Source organism: Clostridium fungisolvens, assembly GCF_014193895.1.
Taxonomy (GTDB): Bacteria; Bacillota; Clostridia; order Clostridiales; family Clostridiaceae; genus Clostridium_AR; species Clostridium_AR fungisolvens.
This window is the reverse complement of the sequence record NZ_BLZR01000001.1, coordinates 2,165,471-2,184,817: the sequence shown is the minus strand read 5'-3', so window position 1 is coordinate 2,184,817 and position 19,347 is coordinate 2,165,471. Positions and strand designations below refer to the sequence as shown.

Sequence of the window (19,347 nt, the reverse complement as noted above, 5' to 3'; positions counted from 1 at the left end):
AGCTTTTTATTGTACTGCGCCATATTTTAAGAAGATTTTAAAATTCTTTATAAAATCTTTAAAAATGCTTTAGTATAAGTTTAAAATTAAGATTTAATATATCCTCATGAACAAAACTTAATCAGGAGGCTATAAATATGAGTAATATAATAGAAGTAAAAAATTTCACTAAACAATATGGTGATTTTAAAGCAGTAGATAATATCTCCTTCGAAGTAGCAGAAGGATCAATATTTGCTTTCCTTGGACCAAATGGAGCTGGCAAGAGTACAACCATAAATACACTTTGCACTATAATTGATAAAACTGAAGGAGTTTTAAAAATAAACGGTTATGAAGTTTCTGATAATAAGAGCAAAGTAAGAAATAGTATAGGTATTGTTTTTCAAGATAGTACTCTAGATGGAAAACTCACTGTTGAAGAAAATTTAAAGTTTCATTGTGAATTTTACAATGTTCCTAAAAAAGATATAAAAAACAGAATCGATTTCGTTCTAGATTTAGTTGATCTAGTAGAATGGCGAAAAGCTCCAGTACAAAGTCTTTCAGGAGGTATGAAGCGAAGAGTAGAAATAGCTAGAGGACTTGTTCACTATCCTAAGGTTTTATTTTTAGATGAACCTACAACTGGACTGGATCCTCAAACAAGAGCTAATATATGGGAATACATTTATAAACTTCAAAAACAAAAAAACATAACTATATTTTTGACTACTCATTATATGGATGAAGCAGAGATATGTGATAAAGTGGCGATAATGGATCATGGTAAAATAGTAGCTTTTGATACTCCGTATAATCTAAAAAAAGAATATACTTCTAACATAACTAAAATTAAAACTTCAAAAATAGCAGAACTTATTGAGCACCTAAAGGACAATTCAATAGATTATGATTTTGATGATGATGTATTTACCATTCACTCTAGTAAATTAGAAACTATATTAGAAATGACTTCAAGTTTTAAAAATGAAATTATAGATTTTGAAACAAAAAAAGGAACATTAAACGATGTATTCTTAGCTATAACTGGGAAGGAGATTAGACTATAATGCGCGGAATGATTGCTATAATTCAAAGAAACCTAACTAACTTTACTAGAGATAAAATAAGATTATTCGCTTCAATTTTTATGTCAGGATTTTTCTTATTTATCTTCTCATTCGTAATGAAATCATCAACTACAGGAGTTGAACAACCTCTAAACTATCTTATTTCTGGAATAATAATAATGACTGTTTTTCAATCAGCACTAAGCAATTCAACAAATATAATTGAAGACATATCCATGGGATTTATGAAAGAGATAATTGTCTCACCAGTTGCAAGATGGCAGATTTCAATTGGACAAGTGTTTTCTTCTGCAATAATAGCTGTGCTTCAAGGAATACTTGTAATTATCTTCGCCCTCTTTATGGGACTAAAAATTAATGCACTTCAATTTTTAGAAATGACAGGTGTGATGATTGCAGTTGGTGTAACCTTTGGTTCCATAGGACTTTACTTAGCCTCTATTGCAAAAAATTCAGCTGCATTCCAAGTTATAATTACTCTATTTACGATGCCTCTGACTTTTTTATCCGGTGCATATATCCCAACTACTGTTATGCCTAAGCTTTTACGTCCTCTTGTATACTTAAATCCACTCACTTATACAACCTCAATCTTTAGATATATAAGCTTAAAAATGGATAACTTCTCAACCGATGCTTTAATTAAAGCAGGTGTTGCCTTTGATGTGAATGGATTTATTATCAGACCTTACTTTGGTCTATTTATTATATTAGGTATGGGTTTAATTTTCTTCATACTTTGCGTAATACAATTTAATAAAGCTGACTTCTCAAAAGTTAAAGTTTTTAATCCACACCAATAAAAAAGAAGCGAATTTGTTCGCTTCTTTTTTATGTTTCTATTTTTAAATATACCAACTCTACAAATCACTGAATGTCGTGAAATGTTCTTTGTTATCTCACTTTAAAAATTTCTCAATTGCATTATTTAGTTTTACTAAGGCTTCTTCATCATCATTTTTAGCGGCATCAATTATGCAATGATTTATGTGATCCTGCAAAATTATTTTGCCTACATTGTTTAAGGCAGACTTAACAGCAGCAATCTGAATTAATATTTCACTGCAATCTTTTTCTTCAACACACATTCTTTTAATTGCCTCAGCGTGACCAATTATCCTTGATAGTCTATTAATTACTTGTTTTTGACTTGGATGATTGTGGTTATGATTTTCCATTGGTAGTACTCCCTAAAACTTTAATAATTATGATTTTATTAAGATGTTAATCAATCTTTATATCCTTCCAGCTTCCTTTTAAAAATCTTAATAATAGTATTATACCTCGTATAGTTATATCAAGGGAATAGGCTAACCATATTCCTATAAGACCAAATTTAAATACAATTGCAAAAATAAAACTAATAAATCCTATTATAAGTCTGATAATAATTGTAAGTAATATTGATTGTTTTACTGCTTCAGAAGCTTTACCTATATTTTTTAACCCTATATTCCTAGAAACAACTGCAGTTGTACCGACTCCCACAGCTGTAAAAAATGAAATATAGAAATAATTAAATTCAACTATTTATATGACTTCAATACTAAGGTTGCATTATGTCCACCAAATCCAAAGGAATTACTTAAAGCATATTTAAGATCGGCACTTACTCCCTTATTTGCAACATAATTTAAATCACATTCTGAATCAGGTGTATTTAAGTTTATAGTTGGAGGAGCAAATCCTTCTTTTAATGCCTCTGCAGTTATAATAGCCTCTATTGCTCCAGTAGCACCAAGTAAATGCCCAGTCATTGATTTAGTTGAACTAACTAAAAGTTTGTAAGCATGTTCACCAAAAACAGTTTTAATTGCAGAGGTTTCACACTTATCACCTGCATTAGTAGAAGTTCCATGAGCATTTATGTATCCAACCTCTTGTGGATTTATTCCTGCATCTTTAATAGCTCTTGTCATACATCTTGCAGCTCCTTCGCCACCTTCTGATGGTGAAGTTATATGATATGCATCATTAGTACACCCATATCCTACTACTTCTGCGATTATATCTGCACCTCTATTTAATGCGTGTTCAAGCTCTTCAAGTATTATTACACCGGCACCTTCTCCTAACACAAAACCATCTCTTTCAACATCGAAAGGTCTGCTTGCAGAAGCAGGGTCATGATTAGTTGACATTGCTTTACTTGCACAAAATCCTGCTAAAGTAAGTCCAGTTATAGGAGCTTCTGATCCTCCTGTTATCATAATATCTGCATCATCTCTTTGAATTGCTTTGAAAGCATCACCAATTGAATTTGTTGAAGTTGCACAAGCTGTCACAGTACATTCATTAAAGCCTTTTGCACCGTATTTTATCGCAACAAGTCCTGATGCCATATTAGGTATCATCATCGGAACTAAAAACGGACTTACTCTGTTTGGCCCCTTTTCTAAAAATACATTATACTGTGCTAAAGTAGTTTCTATTCCACCGATACCTGTACCAATAATTACTCCCATTCTTTCTTTTTCTATTTTATCTAAGTCGATTTTAGAATCTTCTATTGCCATTTTTGTTGCTGCAAGAGCAAACTGAGAAAATCTATCTGTTCTTTTTACTTCTTTTCTATCCATAAAATTATTTGGATCAAAATCTTTTATCTCAGCTCCAACTTTTGTAGGCATTTCTGAAACATCTACCCTTTCAATCATGCTTATTCCACTTTTTCCTGATTTAATTCCTTTCCAGAAATTATTAACCCCTATTCCTACTGAAGTGACTACTCCCATACCAGTAATAACAACTCTTCTATTCATAAAAAACCTCCTGAATTAGCTTTTTAAATATAATTATATAGATGTAAAAAATAATACCTCTGTGTAAAAATTATGACTTACCGCTCTACATAAAATGTTAAACCTTTAATATATTTACTTTTCATATGTTTACAGATATAATAAATTGAACTTGCTTTACATCACCTTTTGGTATTATTTTAATAGATTCACTTTTGTTAAAATGAACAAATATTGCTTTTTAATATAGAAACTTATAAAGAGAAAAGGTGTTAAAATATGAAAGATTTGAAAGAAGCTATTGTTTCTGCTATAGAATATATCGAAAAGAACCTTTATAAAAAAATCACTTTGGATGATCTAGCTGATTACACTGGAGTATCAAAATATTATCTTCATAGAATTTTTAAATCTCTAACCGGAGAGTCAATTATAGACTATGCTCAAGGTCGAAAGCTAACGTCAAGTATCAATGAACTTTTAAATACTAATATGAGAATTATCGATATAGCGCTTAATTATGGATTTGACTACGAGCAATCTTATATAAGAGCTTTTAGGAAGTTTTTCGGGCACACTCCCCTAAAACTTAGATCGGATAAGGTGTCCTTAAGCTTAATAATTAAGGAAAAAATTAATACAAATGATATCCTCTCCTTCGAAAATTCCATTACCTATAATCCTCAGTTTGTATTTAAACAAAAATTCAATCTAATAGGAATAAAACATAAAATATTAAGCAAATCTGGTGATAGAACTGCTAATGCTTTTGGGCGGGAATTTTTTTATAACCAAAAAAGTAAAATTAAAAACATTGTAAATTCTGAAGTATACTTTGGTTATACTGATTGGAGCGAAAATGATAAAGGCATTATCTATTATATTCCAAGCACGCAGGTAAGCAGTTTAGATAATATTCCTGATGGGATGACTGGACTCTCAATTCCCAGTCATAAGTATGTAGTATTCAAATTTGTTGGCTTTTTTAGACCAGATGATATAAACGGAAGACATGTAGGACGTATATTAGTGCAAATGTACTCTAGGTGGATATTTAAATCTGGTTATAAATTTGCTGATACTTTTAGGTTCGAATATATCGATAACTCCATGTCTAAGGATAACTACTGCGAATTATATGTATATCAACCTATTATGGACATCTGATTTGTTAACATTATATAGAACGAATTTTTTGATCTTTATAAAAATGAATCTAGTATTTCAAAAATAAAAGACCCTCGACCACAAAAGTGATCGAGGGCTTTATTATCAAAATGCATGTGATTTAAAATAGCCCAAAAGAAATACAAATTTCAATAAGAAACTCATCAATGTCGCACCTATTATGAATGAAAGCGCAATAATATATTTATTTTCGGACTTTTTACATCTAGATATTAAAACAAATGCAGCAATAAAGTTAAATAATCCCCATAAAATATTGGAAATATCTGCTGGAATTCCACGTCCCAACACTTTTGCAAAAGGAGCAGGAAATTCACCGTAACCTAAAATTCCATGTAAGAAATGAAATAGGCCATTTGAAGTAACCGCTCCTGCTGCAAGAGCTAATATATAACCATAAATCTTAGATATAGGCACATTTTCTGAAGTTTTTCCGTCTTTTTTAATTTTATATTTTTGCACATTTGCTATTAAAAAAGCTATTACTGCCATGGATGCAAGTGACGTTGCAAACATTATATACCTCCTTAGGATACATAGGGCTATTAATCATCAAAACTTCTTAACCTTAAAGATTTCACCTACGCTAACAATTTTTATGTTTAACACATCTGTTAAGGATTTTAGATTTCTAAGATTACTTATAAATTTGGAATTATTTCTTTTAACAACTAACTCAATTACCTCTATAATATTTCTTTTTTCACTTAAACTTAGTCTAAGGTCATGATTCATGCACTCTTTATTTATATAAGTTAAAGTAGTCCAAAGCTGCTCTTCTGAGATTTTATTCACATCCATTATTACCCATGTAAAATCTTTTCTTCTATTATTTTCAGGATATGCTTCTTTGAAAAACTCTATAAAGTGATTTATTGGCTTTGGATCTTTTTCAACAACATATTTTCCAAGTTGTGATTTTAGATTATTTTTTAAAAACATCATTGTGTTAGGTTTTATTTTTTCTTTTAAGTCTTCTATTTTTCCATAAATATAGCTATATGTGTCTTGAATCTTTTCTGGATTTACTTCTAACTTTTTAAATATTCTTGTTATCTCAACATATTCAAGGATATTCTTCTTTGAGTTTAGCTCCTTGTTATATAATTTCTCCCAGGCCTCAACTGCAGTTAGTTGTTCCAGTTCTTCTTTTGTTAATGCAAAATTATTTTCCATACTTACTCCTTAGCATTTTATTATAATCACTTACATAATGTTGATTATTTATAGATATGGTCTTATAAATTGTAACATATCTATTGAACCTTATCTTTATCTGTACATCTCTATTTATATATTGTAACACAAATTACCTGCAAAATTTCATATTTATAACTTAAGTTTCAGGCGAGAGAATTTTAAAATATAAATTTTATCACGAAGTGGTACATCCACAATACACTCATTGTATTTAAAATTCTCTTAACTCATACTCTAGTTCTGTAACAAAACTATTAATAAATTCTATCTTCCTCATTAATATTTTCTTTGCAGCTTCTGTTTGTAACTTACTGAGCTCCTTGTAACAATAATTTAATTCATCTTCTTTTAGGATTTTATATAGCTCATCAAAAAAATAAGGTGTTTGTCTATTTAATTTATTAGAAGCCATGAAAATAGACATTGCCCCAATTTCATCTAGTAAATCTGCATCCTTAAGAATTGAGGAAAGTAAATCATCATCTTTTATTCCCTTATTTGAATGATCTTTGATAATACTTATTAATCTTTTTTTATCTTCAACCAATTCGTCGATATTTGGATTAAGTTCCAGCCAATGTTCTACAATTTCCCCGCTTTTCTCAGCATGCTCACCTCTAGAATAAACTTTGCCTAAATCATGCAATATGGCTGCAACTTGAATTAGCTCTATATCTTTCGAAGATAACTCAGTTTCATAATTGTTTATTATTTCCATTGCTATTGAGCATACCCTATAACAATGCCTAACAATATATTTTGAATCTCTTCTCCAAGGATGTATAACTTCATATTCTACTACTTTGTCTTTCATAAATGCTTCTAAATAATTTTTAGCTTCTTCTATTAAGTTTAAATTCATAAATAACTTTCTACTCCTTTACATTATAACTAAATCAAATTATTTACCTTTAATTATAATACAAAAATGGAAATAAAAGTTCTAAATCCAAGCTTTTATTAAGATTATCTCAGCAACAATGTAAATTAACACTTTAGATTATTATTTTTTATGTGTAAGCTTTTCATAAGCAAATTTATTCTTTCTGAACCCAATAACATTGTCACTATATATATTAAAACAAAAAATGGCATAATACTAATTGAGGTTTTAGCAGCTATAAAGCCTAAAAGTGGTGGCAAGAATGTAGCGCCAATATAACCGCAAGCCATTTGATACCCTATTATTTTTTGAGAATTTATTTTACCAAAACGTACTGGTGTTTCATGAATCATGCATGGGAATATAGGGGCAAACCCCAATCCAACTAACATAAATCCAAGAAATGAAAGAATTTGTGGCAGTGGTAATATCAATAAAAAAATACCTATTAAGGATATTATTTGCCCTAATCTAATTAAGGCTTTATTGCTTAATTTCATAGTCACAAATCCTGTAATAAACCTACCTACAGTAATTCCACCATAATATAAAGATACCCAGCTAGCTGCAGTTACTGGTGAAAACCTCTTTGTGTTTACAAGAAAACTACTTCCCCATAATCCTATAGTTGATTCACCTGCACAGTAAAAAAGAAAAGCTGCTAATGCAAACTTTACTCCAGGGAGTGTTACTACATTTCCCCCTCCCGTATTGTGCTCTGAAATTATTTCTGTACTAGATTCATTTCCTTCACCATCAATTTGGTCACTATTTTTAATTCTCTCCTTGCCTACCTTCTCCCATAAAGGCAAAGTGAAGAAAAGTAATAATACCAATGAAAACTGTATAAAAGAAACGGTCCTATATCCATATCTCCAGGAACTATTTCCACCTATAAATCTAGACATAATAATTGGACCTAAAGTAGCACCTACACCCCAAAAACAATGTAGCCAACTCATATGATGTGCTTTATAATGATTTGCCACATAATTATTTAATCCAGCGTCTACTGATCCAGCTCCAAGACCCAGTGGAATTGCTAAAACTATAAGCCAAATGAATGATGGTGAAAAAGAAAAGCCTAGTAAAGCAACCGCTGTCATGAAACAACTAATTAGAGTTACTTTACCAGTTCCGAGCTTTCCTAGAACAAACCCACTAGCTAAACTTGATAAGATTGTGCCTCCTGCAATAGACATAGAAATAAGACCTGCAGACTGAAACTGTGCTCCAAGGTCAATATGCATAACTGGCCAAGCAACACCAAGTAAAGAGTCTGGCAATCCTAAACTTATAAAAGCAAAATAAATTATTATAAGAAAAAACGTAGCCAAAATTTATATCCCCCTCTGTTTTTAAATACATTTATAGCTTTAATTAATACTACCACAAAATAACAAGTGTTATTACATTTAAAGGTAATTTCCTTAAACAGAAAATAAAAAGTCAGTAACATTTAAATTAATATAAATGTTACTGACTTTACCTAATATAAATTAAGTTCAAATACAGATAAATAGCTCTGTTCCGTTAATGAAGCTTTGAAAAAATCTATGTTAGCTATTAATTGTAATTACATTAGAAATTTATATTTTATTAGTAATCGGAATATCTGTAGATACATTACTTCGCAATAAAATTTCTGTTTCAGCCACTTCAACTCCATTTACTAAAAGTGAAATCCTATGTTTTCCTGTGTAGTGACGACGTGTGGTTAAATCAGCCCAGCTATGCTTTTTTGTACCACAAACAAAGGAACCACCTACTACAACCTTATCTGATATCAAAAAGGTTTTTCTTGAAATTTTCCCTCTAGCCTTAACAAAATATATACTATACTCTATTCTTACCTTTGCATTTTGTCCTTCCCTTATAGATAATGAGTATGTAATTTCACTGATCTCACCTATATTTACAGTCTTAGGTTCTACAACTATCGAAGATTTTTCTACAAGCTTTTGTTCACCATAGACTTTTGTATATCCAAACAGATCCATTACATCTGGAACTGCTTTTTTTATCAAGCTTCTACACCCATGTCTAATAATCCAATCAGTATTGGAATCATCACTTTTCCAACGCTTCACAGTTTTTATTACTAAAAAAGGGTTATCCTTAGATATATCGTTTAAGTTATTAGCTACGCTCTTTCTAACATACAATGATGAATCTTTCTTTAATATCTCTAAAATTGATAAAACAGGAGTTGGATCTTTCTTAAACATCGATAAAGCAATGCCCCATGGAAGTCTTGGTCTACATCCTTCACTTGCAAGTCTTCTTATATGTTCGTTATCACTTTTCGCCCATAGTTGCATCTGAAAAAGCATTCTTTCAGGATACTTTATTAAAAAATGTCTTACTGCAAATTCTGATGAGGATCTTATCGTAAATCGTTCCAATGCTTTAATAGATAATTCTAAATTTTGTTCATCTTGTCCAAAAACTTCTACGAAATCTGGGAAAAATAGATAAGGGAAACCTACACATTCTTCATCTATTGAAAACATTATTTTAAGTGCTTCATAGTAACTGCTAGGCAACCCTGCACCAAGAATTTCTGTTATTCTCCGCATTCTCTGTTTTAAAGCAAGTTCATCCCAATTCTCCTTCAATACTTCAGAAACAAACATTTCTATATTAAAATCTACATATGAACCTTTAACTTTTTCTCCAAAACATCTTAAAAAACTTTCGTTGTATACATCCTTTAAAAGTTCTGCCATAATACACTACCCTTTCTACTAATCATAAATAAGTATACATTATTTCATAGAATACAACTTACTTAAATTTATATCCTTAATTCTATTATAAACAACAGAACATGACACTGTTATGTCATGTTCTGTGATTATAAAATTTAAATTTCTATACTTTATTTTTATTCTGCTCAGATAAGGACCAAGATTTCAAACTTAAGATCATTATAAACGCAATCAATAGAAAAGCTATTATATGTCCGTTATAATCTTGAACTTTTTTAATAAAAATTGAATATAAGTTTAAAAGCATTGCAATAGATTGGATTGATAAAATTACAATATGTAATGGTCTTAATTTCATTCTTTCACCTTCATATACATATATTTTTCCTTCTATTCTATTAAAAAAATAACATTTTTATTTAATTTCAATATAATACTTTATAATCTAAAAAAATTGTTCCCATATCAGATTAAATATATTACTAATCATATCTATAATTATAATTCTGTATTATTTTGGTAATTAGTTATTCACTTGTTTTACAATAAATGGTATTATTATGTATGTACTTAATATATTTACAGTTTTTTGACAAGATAGGAGGACAAATATGTATCATAATAATTTGGCTAAAATAGTGAAGTACTATAAAGAAAATCAACAATCAACCTACAACACTTGGTTTATTAGTAATGAAGTAAGGATAAAAGCATTTCCTTCCATAAAAAATGGAGTTTTGGACCTTATTCATTCGACAAGAAGTCATTCTTTTGGTAATAACTTCAAGGGATCACCCCTGGAATTTATTTTAGGCTATATCACTGAGCAAAAAGAAATATTTAAAGGAGCTGCTCACCCTTTCTATTGGAAGCCTAAGTTAGGTATACCTGATATTTATGAAAATGAACAAAACAAACAAATTTTTGCTAATTTTTTAGAAACTTGTCTTTTATCATCTCGTGAAGATGAAATAATAGAAGAAATAGTAAAATTGGACAAACTTAAAATAAAAGGATTAGGACCTGCTGTGGCAAATATACTATACTTTATACACCCTACAATCATACCTCCATTTAATACTGCTATAGTTAATGGATTTAATTTATTGTTTTCAGAAAATAAGAAATTAGGTTCTTGGACAGATTACCTTCAAATGCGGGAAATAATTGTAAAAGCTAATTATTCAATTTTCCCATTGCTAGCAAAGGATTTAGGGGCAATCTCTGGATTACTTTATGATATAGGAACAGGCAAAATCAACTTCGAATGTATAGAAATTGCATCATAAAAAGCTTCTAAAAGTATTGAAAGCTCTGGGTTTAAACGACATAAAATTTTATGTTTTCTATACTGCAACAAAGAGATCACTTAAGCATCCTTCTTCAGTGATCTCTTTTTATAATAGCCATTAACGTATGTTAATCAAATTTAGGATTCTTTAAATATTTTTTAAAAAACATATTATCCTATTTGTTTCCTCAAAACCAATACTATTGTGAAAATCAAAGCTCCCTTTATTATTCAATTCAATATCAGAAGCAAGCTGTCTGCAACCTTTTTCACGGCACCATACTTCTCCGCATTCAACTAACTTTCTCGCAATACCTATACCTCTAAAACTTTCTTCAACGTAAATCCCCTCAATAAAACCAGTTGGACTAAAATCAGCTCCCTCAACATAATCATGTCTTAATGAAACATGAATAAAACCTACATTTTGATTAGATTTTCTACAAACCAAAAAAATATTATTATCTGAATTATCAAGTAGAACAAAAGTATCTCTTAACAAACTTTCTCTTTCATTATCTGGCCAAAGTTCTAATTCTAAGTCAACCAATGAATTAATGGTTTCTTGATTCACTCTTTCAAAACTATATTCCTGTAAGCTTTTGCTAAACTCCATAAACCCTCCTATAATAAAATGCTTATAATACATTTTATCTTCCATATAAAAACTAATATGTAAATTATAGCACCAACATTTAATCAGTGCTACAACTTACATATAATTTTACTTTTGGCCTACTGTGTAGAAATAGTTTTCTTATTAATTAAGGATTTGAATTCATCATAACTTTCTAATTCTATGAAAAAGTTTTACGATCTCCCACCAACCTGTTGAGATACCCCCTAGAACAAGCGCTTCTGTAAACGTTTTTAAAGCTAAGGACGATGTTTTAAATAACGATTGTAGCATTGGCATATATATAATACAGATTAAAACTACAACTGATATTATATTTATCAGAATTCTTGATTTATTTCGATTATCCAATAGTACTTCAGTAATTGGTTTAGTATTAGAACTATTAACCAAAACCAATATTATATTACCTACTATCAATGTTGTAAGCGAGAAACTTCTTGCATATTCTACAGTAACTCCGCTATCCACTAAGTAGTGAAAAGGTAAAAATGCTGCTAAAAACAAAGTTGTCCCCTGCATTAGCACTTTCTTAACCATTCCCTGTGTTAATAAAGGTTCTTTGGGCGATCTAGGTGGCTGATTCATAATATAAGGCTCCTCAGGTTCTATTTCAAAAATTATTGAACAGGTTGGATCTATAATTAATTCTAAAAGCATTATGTGCATTGGGAGTAAAATTTGAGGTAGTGCAAAAACTGGTGAAAAAAGAGCAAGAGTTATTATAGGAATGTGAATTATAAATATATATATCATTGCTTTTCTTATATTATCAAATATTCTTCTTCCATCTCTAACTGAATCTACGATTGTAGTAAAGTTATCATCAAGTAAAATCATATCAGCAGCCTCTTTTGCTACTTCAGTACCCCTACCACCCATAGCAATTCCAATATCCGCTTTCTTTAAAGCAGGAGCATCGTTTACTCCGTCACCTGTCATAGCAACTATTTCACCGTTGTCCCTAAGTGCTTTTATAATCCTCATCTTGTGCTCTGGAATGACTCTTGAAAATATATCGCACTCTTTGACTGCATTCATTAGTTCAACATCAGTCATGTGATCAATTTCTTCTCCAGTTATTGAACTATTTGAAAACTTCAATCCAATCTCTTCACCAATAGCTACCGCAGTTTTATAGTAATCACCAGTTATCATAACAACTCTAATACCAGCAGTATTGCAACTTTTTATTGCTTCAAGAACTCCTTCTCTTGGTGCGTCTTGAAGACCATAAATTCCTTTAAAACTCAAAGTATAATCTTCTAATTCCTCAAAAAGTTTTTCACTTGTCCCATCGGCTAGTGCTATTACTCTAAGTCCTTTTGATGCAAAAAAATCTACTTCCCGCTTAATCTCCCCTAATTCCTCTTTATTAAATTTGCAAAGTCTAATTATAGCCTCTGGAGAACCTTTAGCTGATATATAATAATTATCATCCATAATATAAACATTTGCCATTCTCTTAGTATTAGAATTGAAATCAAACTTTTTGCATATTTCGAGATTTTCCAATTCATAAACTGCTATGTTTTTCTTTGCAACTTCAATAATTGCTTTCTCAAGTGGATCAGTTGAATCCCGTTGACAAGCTAATATACTAACCATTGAAAGTTCTTTACTTAGATAATTCACATCATCGAATAATTTTTTATTATAAAAAACTTTACTTACTTTCATCTTATTCTCAGTAATTGTCCCCGTTTTGTCTACACAAAGAACTGTAGTAGAACCTAAGGTTTCCACTGCTGAAATTTTTCTCATAATTACATTTTTCTTAGCAAGTCTAAATGCACCCATTGAAAGAAAAACAGCTAGCACAACAGGAAATTCCTCTGGTATTATTGCCATGGCTAAAGTTATTCCTGACAATATACTTTTAATAAGATTTTGTGTGTTAATATAAGATAACGATATTACTGCAATGCATAATACTGCTCCAATAACTGCTAATATTTTAACAAGATTCCCAACCTTTTTTTGTAATGGAGTATCTTCTTCCTTTGCTTCATATATGGATTTACCTATTTTTCCATACTCTGTACTTGTTCCGATTTTTCTAACAATAGCAACACATGTTCCAGAAACTACTAATGTCCCTGCATAAAGCATATATTCCTTCCAATAATCATCTATTCCATTACACTGCTTTTTACATTGTTTATAAGCTGGCTCTGATTCACCTGTTAGAATAGCCTCATCAACATATAAATTAGATACTTCAACTACTTCACAATCAGCAGGAATTCTTTCTCCTTGGGAGATATAAATAATATCATTTGGAACTAATTCGGAACTTTTAATTATAATTTTCTTTGCATCTCTAAGTACTTGTATCTCTGGAGAAACTAAGTTTTTCAAGGCATTCATTGTCCTATCAGTTTTCCATTGCTGAAAGAAGGTTATAGAGCAAACGAACAGGACAAATATAAGCATAACAATGCCTTCCTGAAACTCTCCAAGCATAAAATATATAATTGTAGTACATAAAAGCAATAAAAGCATTGGCTCTTTAAGGACATCTATAAATTTTTTTAAAATTCCAGTATCCTCTTTTTTAAACAACTCATTTAAACCATATTTTTGTTTATAATGCATTACTTCTTCATTGCTCAATCCTACTTTTGTTCGTTCCATAATTACCTCTATTATCAATTAATATAATGTATTTTATGCCTAAACAATATAAATGTGCATATTTTCGACATACACTTATTCTCAACTGATAAACACTATTGTACTCCCTTAGATATCCATTATTGGAACTAGATATTCCTTATTTATATATAATATACTTTAATTTTTCATCGATAATTAAAGTATATGATTTCTTTTAAAAGCAAAAATTTAGTTCAGCCAATGATTTGTTAACCTGATAAAATCAAAAAATAAAACTTTATTCCATAATTTAAATTCCAAGTTTATACTTAATGAAAGGTGATTTTTATGTTAAAAAAATTTTTTATATTCTTCATGCTTATTGCCTTGATATCAAGCTTAGTCATGAATAAAACTACAGTTAAGGCTTTAAGTATAAATGAAACAAGCAAAAATTATGATTTAATAGTTAAGTACAAAACAACAGTTTCTGGACAATCTCAAACTCAATCTATTAAGCCTAATTTAAAAAAGTTTACAGCCTCCTCAAAAGCAGATTATGATTATTTGCTTAAGAAATTAAAAAATGATTCAACCATCGAAATTGTGCAACCAAATATAAAATATAAGAAATCAGATTTAAACAATGTTAAATATCAGATTAAAAATATATCAGCAAATGATAGTTATTTGGCAAATCAATGGTATATAAACGACTTAAATATATTGAACGCCTTACAATATAATTCAGGTTCTAATATTACCGTTGCGGTTGTAGATACAGGAATAGATTACAATCACGAGGATCTTGCCAACAAAGTTATTGGTGGAATAGATTATACTGGAACTGGTTCTTATAATGATAATGAAGGTCATGGTACACATGTTGCAGGTACTATTGCAGCAATAAGTAATAATGGTAAAGGTATTACAGGTATTGCTCCATCAACTAAACTTCTAGCTGTTAAAGTTCTAGATGCAAATGGCGAGGGAGATACTCTATCAATCTCTCAAGGAATAATATGGGCTGCTGATCATGGTGCCAAAATTATAAATCTTAGCCTAGGAAGTTCAAGTTCAGACCAAATTTTAAAGAATGCTATTGATTATGCAAGTAATAAAGGAGTTATCTTAGTTGCAGCCGCTGGAAATGACGGTTTAAAAAGTATTTGTTATCCTGCAGCTTATGATAATGTGCTTTCTGTGGGAGCAACAAATGAAGCTAATGAATTAGCCAGTTTCTCTAACTTCGGTGATAAGATTGATTTAGTAGCTCCAGGAGTAAATATTCTCTCTACAGTGCCTTCATTCAGCAACAATTACGAATATATGTCAGGAACTTCAATGGCCACAGCAGTAGCATCTGGTCAATTAGCTATTTTAGCATCAAATAATCCAAACCTAACAGTATCATCTATAAAGACTAATTTAAAAAACTATTCCTATTCAAATAATACAATTGATAAATCTTATGGAGCAGGAATAATAGATGTTACTAAGGCTATAGACGGACAAGCAACAACTTTAAAACCAGTGTACAATAGTACTGGTGATGACAATACATATACAAATGCAATTGATGTTAATTCAAGTAAGCAGCTTAGTGGTAATATAGTGGTACCTTTTGATTCAACTTGGTACAAACTTTCATTTAATAGTAACAGTACTCAAGTAAAATTAAAATTTATTTCTCAAAATCCAACGAATCTCAAAGCCGACATTTTTGATAGTTCACTAAATTCTATTACTGAATTACAAAGCAACTATTTCTCTGGTAGCGACTATACATTATCAAAAGGGACAAATTCATATTTATATGTTAAAGTATATGATGACTCAGGTTCTTTAAATAAGTGGACAACTAATTTTAGTTTTAATACTACAACCTTGCCCGATACATCTATAAGTATAAATTACCTAACTCACGTACAAAATATCGGTTGGCAAAATTATGTTTCTAATGGTTCAATTTCAGGAACAAGTGGACAATCACTAAGGCTTGAAGCTATGAATATATACCTTAGTAACGCACCAAGTAATATGAAAATAAAATATCAGACCCATATACAAAATATTGGTTGGCAGCCCTGGGTGTATAACGGAAGTTTAGCAGGCACTTCAGGACTTGGATTAAGAATGGAAGCCTTTAGAATAAGTTTAGAAAATGCACCAAGCGGTTATCATGTACTGTATCAAGCTCATGTTGAGAATATTGGATGGCAAAATTGGGTCCAAGATGGGGAGATGTCTGGAACTTCTGGGCGAGGGCTAAGAGTAGAAGCAATAAGAATAAAACTGGTAAAAGACAGTGATATAATTAAAATAAATAGCCAATCAAATATACAAAACATAGGTTGGCAAACAGATGCAGATCCTACCAATCTTGTAGGTACAGTTGGTAAGTCTCTTAGGTTAGAAGCAGTAAAGCTTAGTTTACCAGCACCTCCTGCTGGCATGAAGATAAAATATCAAGCGCATATCCAAAATATTGGATGGCAAGATATTGCTTACGATGGCACTATTGCCGGTACCGTGGGTAAAGGTCTTAGAATTGAAGCAATAAGAATATGGCTTGAAAACTCACCATCAAACTATACAATTCAATATCAGGCTCATGTTAGTAATATAGGTTGGATGGATTGGGTCAAGAATGGGGAAACAGCTGGAACCACAGGTTTGGCGCTTCCAATTGAAGGCCTTAGAATAAGAATTATAAATAATAATTAAGTTTATAACATGATAAATCTGTAACTAAAAAAACGCTAAGTTATATCTTAGCGTTTTTTTATGTATCTGATTACCACTACGCATATGTTTAAAACTTGGCAAGTGAATAAACTTATTTTTTTACTGTATTGCCATAAAGAACTTTAAAACGAAACAAATATGTAGGTTTAGGTAACTTTAAATTTTTACACCTTTTCTTACAACAAAAAAATATACTATACTACACAAATATGATAACTAGTGTAATATAGCATATCTTTATAATTTTACACCTATAATGAAGGATTATTTATAAACTGGTACATCAAATATTATTTTTGCATTTGGTACCATATCAAAGCATTTTTTTATATAAATTGTTTGTTTTCTGGCCCACTCTGCATCTGTAGCATATTGATGGGTTCCGGTATTTTGAGGATTCCATCTCATCTTATAGATAGTATCCTGCTTGTAGGTGGCATTGTTTATGTATCCTTTTGCAATCCAATTGGCGCCTCCGTATATTGCTTTATCAATGCTTGTCCACCCTTGACTATATGCATAATATGCTCCATTTATTTCATTTCCATCGAAAGCTAGTATACCAAATAAATTATAAACTTTTTTAACTCCATCTGAACCATTTATATCAGTACCTTTAGCTAAATCTGATGTTCCGTTTCCAGTTTCAAGAATAGCATGTGCTGCTAAATAAATAGGATTAATATTATTAGCCTTAGCTGCATCAATAAAAACCTGGCCTTTATTCGCAAGAACGCCATCTGATCTAAATAATTTATTAAGGTCACTAGCGGTTGTTCCATCAACATAGCTTAACTTTATAAATTGATATATATATGTAGGGTCATTTATTATGTAACTTGGGTCTATGTTCTTTTGTACAGTTTGTTTTATGTACTGGTATCCATCAGGAGAATTGGTCCATTTTTGAATATTAGTTGTACTTCCATCAGAATTTTGCTGCGGCTGCCACAAATAATATCCTTGAATGCCGTTTTGAATTTGCGCATATCTCCATTCCCATTGCTTTGTGGTACTATTTACTACATCAACTGCAGGTTCATCAGCCATTTGCTTATCTAGCATACTTGAAAGCGATATGTTGTAGCTTGAGTAAACAACTTCCTTCTCATCTACTATTAATATTCTAATTCCTTCCAGTCTTAATCCTTGTCCCTCAGTTCCAGCAGCTTGTCCATCTTTAACCCAATCCTGCCATCCTATATTTTGAACATGAACCTGATACTTTACATGTAACCACGCTGGAGCTCCTTCCAATGCAATCTTTATAGCTTCAAGTCTTAAGCTTTGTCCTGAGGTTCCAGACATCTGTCCATCATACATCCAACCTTGCCATCCTATATTTTGAACGTGAGTTTGATACTTAATTTTCATTCCAGAGGTTGGATTTTGTAATGCTATATTTATCCCTTCCAGTCTGTAAGAAAGTCCTTCTGTTCCACTAAATTGTCCATCGTAAACATAATCTTGCCAGCCAACATTTTGAACATGCGTCCTATATGTAAGCCCTAATTTACCATAAAGAGATGAATCTTCTTTAACTATTCTTATTTTCATCGCTTCAAGTCTTAAAGCTCTACCTTCTGTACCTCCAAGCTGGCCATCTTGTACCCAATTCTGCCATCCTATACTTTGCACATAAGCTTGGTATTGAATATGATAGCCAACAGGTGCCCCTTCTAACATTATCTTTATACCTTCTAGAGCTAAGCTTTTACCAGAGGTCCCAGAAAACTGTCCATCGTATACCCAATCTTGCCATCCTACATTTTGAACGTGGGTTTGATATTTTATCTTCATTCCAGATATGGGATTTTCAATAGATACTTTTATGCCTTCAAGTCTATAAGATAATCCAACTGTTCCAGAAGTTTGTCCATCAAAAACACTATTTTGCCATCCTACATTTTGAACATGGGACGAATATTTAACACTTATTGTTTCACCAGTGTTATCAACAGCTAAGGCATTCACTGGGTGAATGTATATAAGTGCAAATAACAATACGATAGGAGAAATATAAAGTAACCGTTTAATAAATTTAATCATGTATACCTTCCCTTCAAACGATTCAATTCTAAATTTAAACAAAACTTATTTAGCTAAAACATTGAATTTATAGTATAAACAGAATTAATTTGAGTTACAACTATAAATTTCAGCATAAATTGCTTAAATTTACCTATGGTTATATTAATTATTATAATTTAATTATAATTTATCTTAACATATACAAGCAATAGGGAAAAATATATTAATTAGATGTAAATCCTTCCA

At 30.8% G+C, this 19,347-nt stretch carries 16 protein-coding genes; 5 read left to right on the top strand and 11 right to left on the bottom strand.

Annotated features, from left to right (window positions below; translation table 11 throughout):
- Positions 1-137: 137 nt before the first annotated feature.
- Together bsdtw1_RS09235 and bsdtw1_RS09230 are read left to right on the top strand one after the other, a co-directional pair.
- On the top strand, positions 138-1,052 hold the full coding sequence (locus tag bsdtw1_RS09235; RefSeq protein ID WP_183277288.1) for an ABC transporter ATP-binding protein: 915 nt from the start codon (positions 138-140) through the stop codon (positions 1,050-1,052).
- A complete protein-coding gene (locus tag bsdtw1_RS09230) occupies positions 1,052-1,876 on the top strand; it encodes an ABC transporter permease (RefSeq protein ID WP_183277287.1) in 825 nt (274 codons plus the stop codon). The genes bsdtw1_RS09235 and bsdtw1_RS09230 overlap by 1 nt, the downstream gene beginning before the upstream one ends.
- A 96-nt stretch (positions 1,877-1,972) precedes the next feature.
- Here the strand turns inward: bsdtw1_RS09230 and bsdtw1_RS09225 are convergent, their stop codons facing one another.
- Genes bsdtw1_RS09225 through fabF form a run of 3 tightly spaced genes read right to left on the bottom strand, consistent with a single transcriptional unit; the run spans position 1,973 to position 3,835 of the window.
- Entirely contained in the window at positions 1,973-2,251 is a 279-nt protein-coding gene (locus tag bsdtw1_RS09225) for a metal-sensing transcriptional repressor (protein WP_183277286.1), read from the bottom strand.
- 46 nt (positions 2,252-2,297) lie between these two features.
- Positions 2,298-2,603, bottom strand: coding sequence for an MATE family efflux transporter (locus tag bsdtw1_RS23730; protein WP_371874751.1), 306 nt, complete (start codon positions 2,601-2,603; stop codon positions 2,298-2,300).
- Positions 2,600-3,835 carry a beta-ketoacyl-ACP synthase II gene (gene fabF / locus bsdtw1_RS09215; protein ID WP_183277284.1) on the bottom strand — a complete coding sequence of 412 codons (1,236 nt, stop codon included), beginning with the start codon at positions 3,833-3,835 and terminating at the stop codon, positions 2,600-2,602. The genes bsdtw1_RS23730 and fabF overlap by 4 nt, the downstream gene beginning before the upstream one ends.
- 258 nt (positions 3,836-4,093) lie before the next feature.
- On the opposite strand from fabF, the gene bsdtw1_RS09210 reads away from it, so the two are divergent.
- The gene (locus bsdtw1_RS09210; protein ID WP_183277283.1) at positions 4,094-4,981 is read left to right on the top strand and encodes an AraC family transcriptional regulator; all 888 of its coding nucleotides are present in this window, start codon (positions 4,094-4,096) and stop codon (positions 4,979-4,981) included.
- A 105-nt stretch (positions 4,982-5,086) separates the two neighbouring features.
- On the opposite strand, the gene bsdtw1_RS09205 is transcribed toward bsdtw1_RS09210, so the two are convergent.
- From bsdtw1_RS09205 to bsdtw1_RS09185, 5 genes are all read right to left on the bottom strand, one after another.
- Entirely contained in the window at positions 5,087-5,518 is a 432-nt protein-coding gene (locus tag bsdtw1_RS09205; RefSeq protein WP_183277282.1) for a hypothetical protein, read from the bottom strand.
- 36 nt (positions 5,519-5,554) lie between these two features.
- Positions 5,555-6,178, bottom strand: a complete 624-nt coding sequence (locus tag bsdtw1_RS09200) for a hypothetical protein (protein WP_183277281.1) — start codon at positions 6,176-6,178, stop codon at positions 5,555-5,557.
- A gap of 235 nt (positions 6,179-6,413) precedes the next feature.
- On the bottom strand, positions 6,414-7,064 hold the full coding sequence (locus bsdtw1_RS09195; RefSeq protein WP_183277280.1) for an HD domain-containing protein: 651 nt from the start codon (positions 7,062-7,064) through the stop codon (positions 6,414-6,416).
- Positions 7,065-7,189: 125 nt separating this feature from the next.
- Positions 7,190-8,422 carry an MFS transporter gene (locus bsdtw1_RS09190; RefSeq protein ID WP_183277279.1) on the bottom strand — a complete coding sequence of 411 codons (1,233 nt, stop codon included), beginning with the start codon at positions 8,420-8,422 and terminating at the stop codon, positions 7,190-7,192.
- Between the two features lie 252 nt (positions 8,423-8,674).
- On the bottom strand, positions 8,675-9,814 hold the full coding sequence (locus bsdtw1_RS09185; RefSeq protein ID WP_183277278.1) for a DNA alkylation repair protein: 1,140 nt from the start codon (positions 9,812-9,814) through the stop codon (positions 8,675-8,677).
- Between the two features lie 593 nt (positions 9,815-10,407).
- Here bsdtw1_RS09185 and bsdtw1_RS09180 point away from each other — a divergent pair.
- Positions 10,408-11,085, top strand: coding sequence for a hypothetical protein (locus tag bsdtw1_RS09180; protein WP_183277277.1), 678 nt, complete (start codon positions 10,408-10,410; stop codon positions 11,083-11,085).
- A gap of 150 nt (positions 11,086-11,235) precedes the next feature.
- Here bsdtw1_RS09180 and aac(6') read toward each other — a convergent pair whose 3' ends face one another.
- Entirely contained in the window at positions 11,236-11,703 is a 468-nt protein-coding gene (gene aac(6'), locus bsdtw1_RS09175) for an aminoglycoside 6'-N-acetyltransferase (RefSeq protein ID WP_183277276.1), read from the bottom strand.
- Between the two features lie 165 nt (positions 11,704-11,868).
- On the bottom strand, positions 11,869-14,361 hold the full coding sequence (locus bsdtw1_RS09170) for a cation-translocating P-type ATPase (RefSeq protein ID WP_183277275.1): 2,493 nt from the start codon (positions 14,359-14,361) through the stop codon (positions 11,869-11,871).
- Positions 14,362-14,670: 309 nt separating this feature from the next.
- On the opposite strand from bsdtw1_RS09170, the gene bsdtw1_RS09165 reads away from it, so the two are divergent.
- A complete protein-coding gene (locus bsdtw1_RS09165; protein ID WP_183277274.1) occupies positions 14,671-17,049 on the top strand; it encodes a S8 family serine peptidase in 2,379 nt (792 codons plus the stop codon).
- Between the two features lie 285 nt (positions 17,050-17,334).
- Here the strand turns inward: bsdtw1_RS09165 and bsdtw1_RS09160 are convergent, their stop codons facing one another.
- Complete coding sequence (locus tag bsdtw1_RS09160; protein ID WP_183277273.1) at positions 17,335-19,119, bottom strand: glucosaminidase domain-containing protein; 1,785 nt, start codon at positions 19,117-19,119, stop codon at positions 17,335-17,337.
- Positions 19,120-19,347 lie beyond the last annotated feature (228 nt).

Bases quoted from the DNA above. Each gene is read 5' to 3' on its own strand.
- bsdtw1_RS09235 (WP_183277288.1), top strand. From the start codon at position 138: ATGAGTAATATAATAGAAGTAAAAAATTTCACTAAACAATATGGTGAT.
- bsdtw1_RS09230 (WP_183277287.1), top strand. From the start codon at position 1,052: ATGCGCGGAATGATTGCTATAATTCAAAGAAACCTAACTAACTTTACT.
- bsdtw1_RS09225 (WP_183277286.1), bottom strand. From the start codon at position 2,251: ATGGAAAATCATAACCACAATCATCCAAGTCAAAAACAAGTAATTAAT.
- fabF (WP_183277284.1), bottom strand. From the start codon at position 3,835: ATGAATAGAAGAGTTGTTATTACTGGTATGGGAGTAGTCACTTCAGTA.
- bsdtw1_RS09210 (WP_183277283.1), top strand. From the start codon at position 4,094: ATGAAAGATTTGAAAGAAGCTATTGTTTCTGCTATAGAATATATCGAA.
- bsdtw1_RS09205 (WP_183277282.1), bottom strand. From the start codon at position 5,518: ATGTTTGCAACGTCACTTGCATCCATGGCAGTAATAGCTTTTTTAATA.
- bsdtw1_RS09200 (WP_183277281.1), bottom strand. From the start codon at position 6,178: ATGGAAAATAATTTTGCATTAACAAAAGAAGAACTGGAACAACTAACT.
- bsdtw1_RS09195 (WP_183277280.1), bottom strand. From the start codon at position 7,064: ATGAATTTAAACTTAATAGAAGAAGCTAAAAATTATTTAGAAGCATTT.
- bsdtw1_RS09185 (WP_183277278.1), bottom strand. From the start codon at position 9,814: ATGGCAGAACTTTTAAAGGATGTATACAACGAAAGTTTTTTAAGATGT.
- bsdtw1_RS09180 (WP_183277277.1), top strand. From the start codon at position 10,408: ATGTATCATAATAATTTGGCTAAAATAGTGAAGTACTATAAAGAAAAT.
- bsdtw1_RS09170 (WP_183277275.1), bottom strand. From the start codon at position 14,361: ATGGAACGAACAAAAGTAGGATTGAGCAATGAAGAAGTAATGCATTAT.
- bsdtw1_RS09165 (WP_183277274.1), top strand. From the start codon at position 14,671: ATGTTAAAAAAATTTTTTATATTCTTCATGCTTATTGCCTTGATATCA.
- bsdtw1_RS09160 (WP_183277273.1), bottom strand. From the start codon at position 19,119: ATGATTAAATTTATTAAACGGTTACTTTATATTTCTCCTATCGTATTG.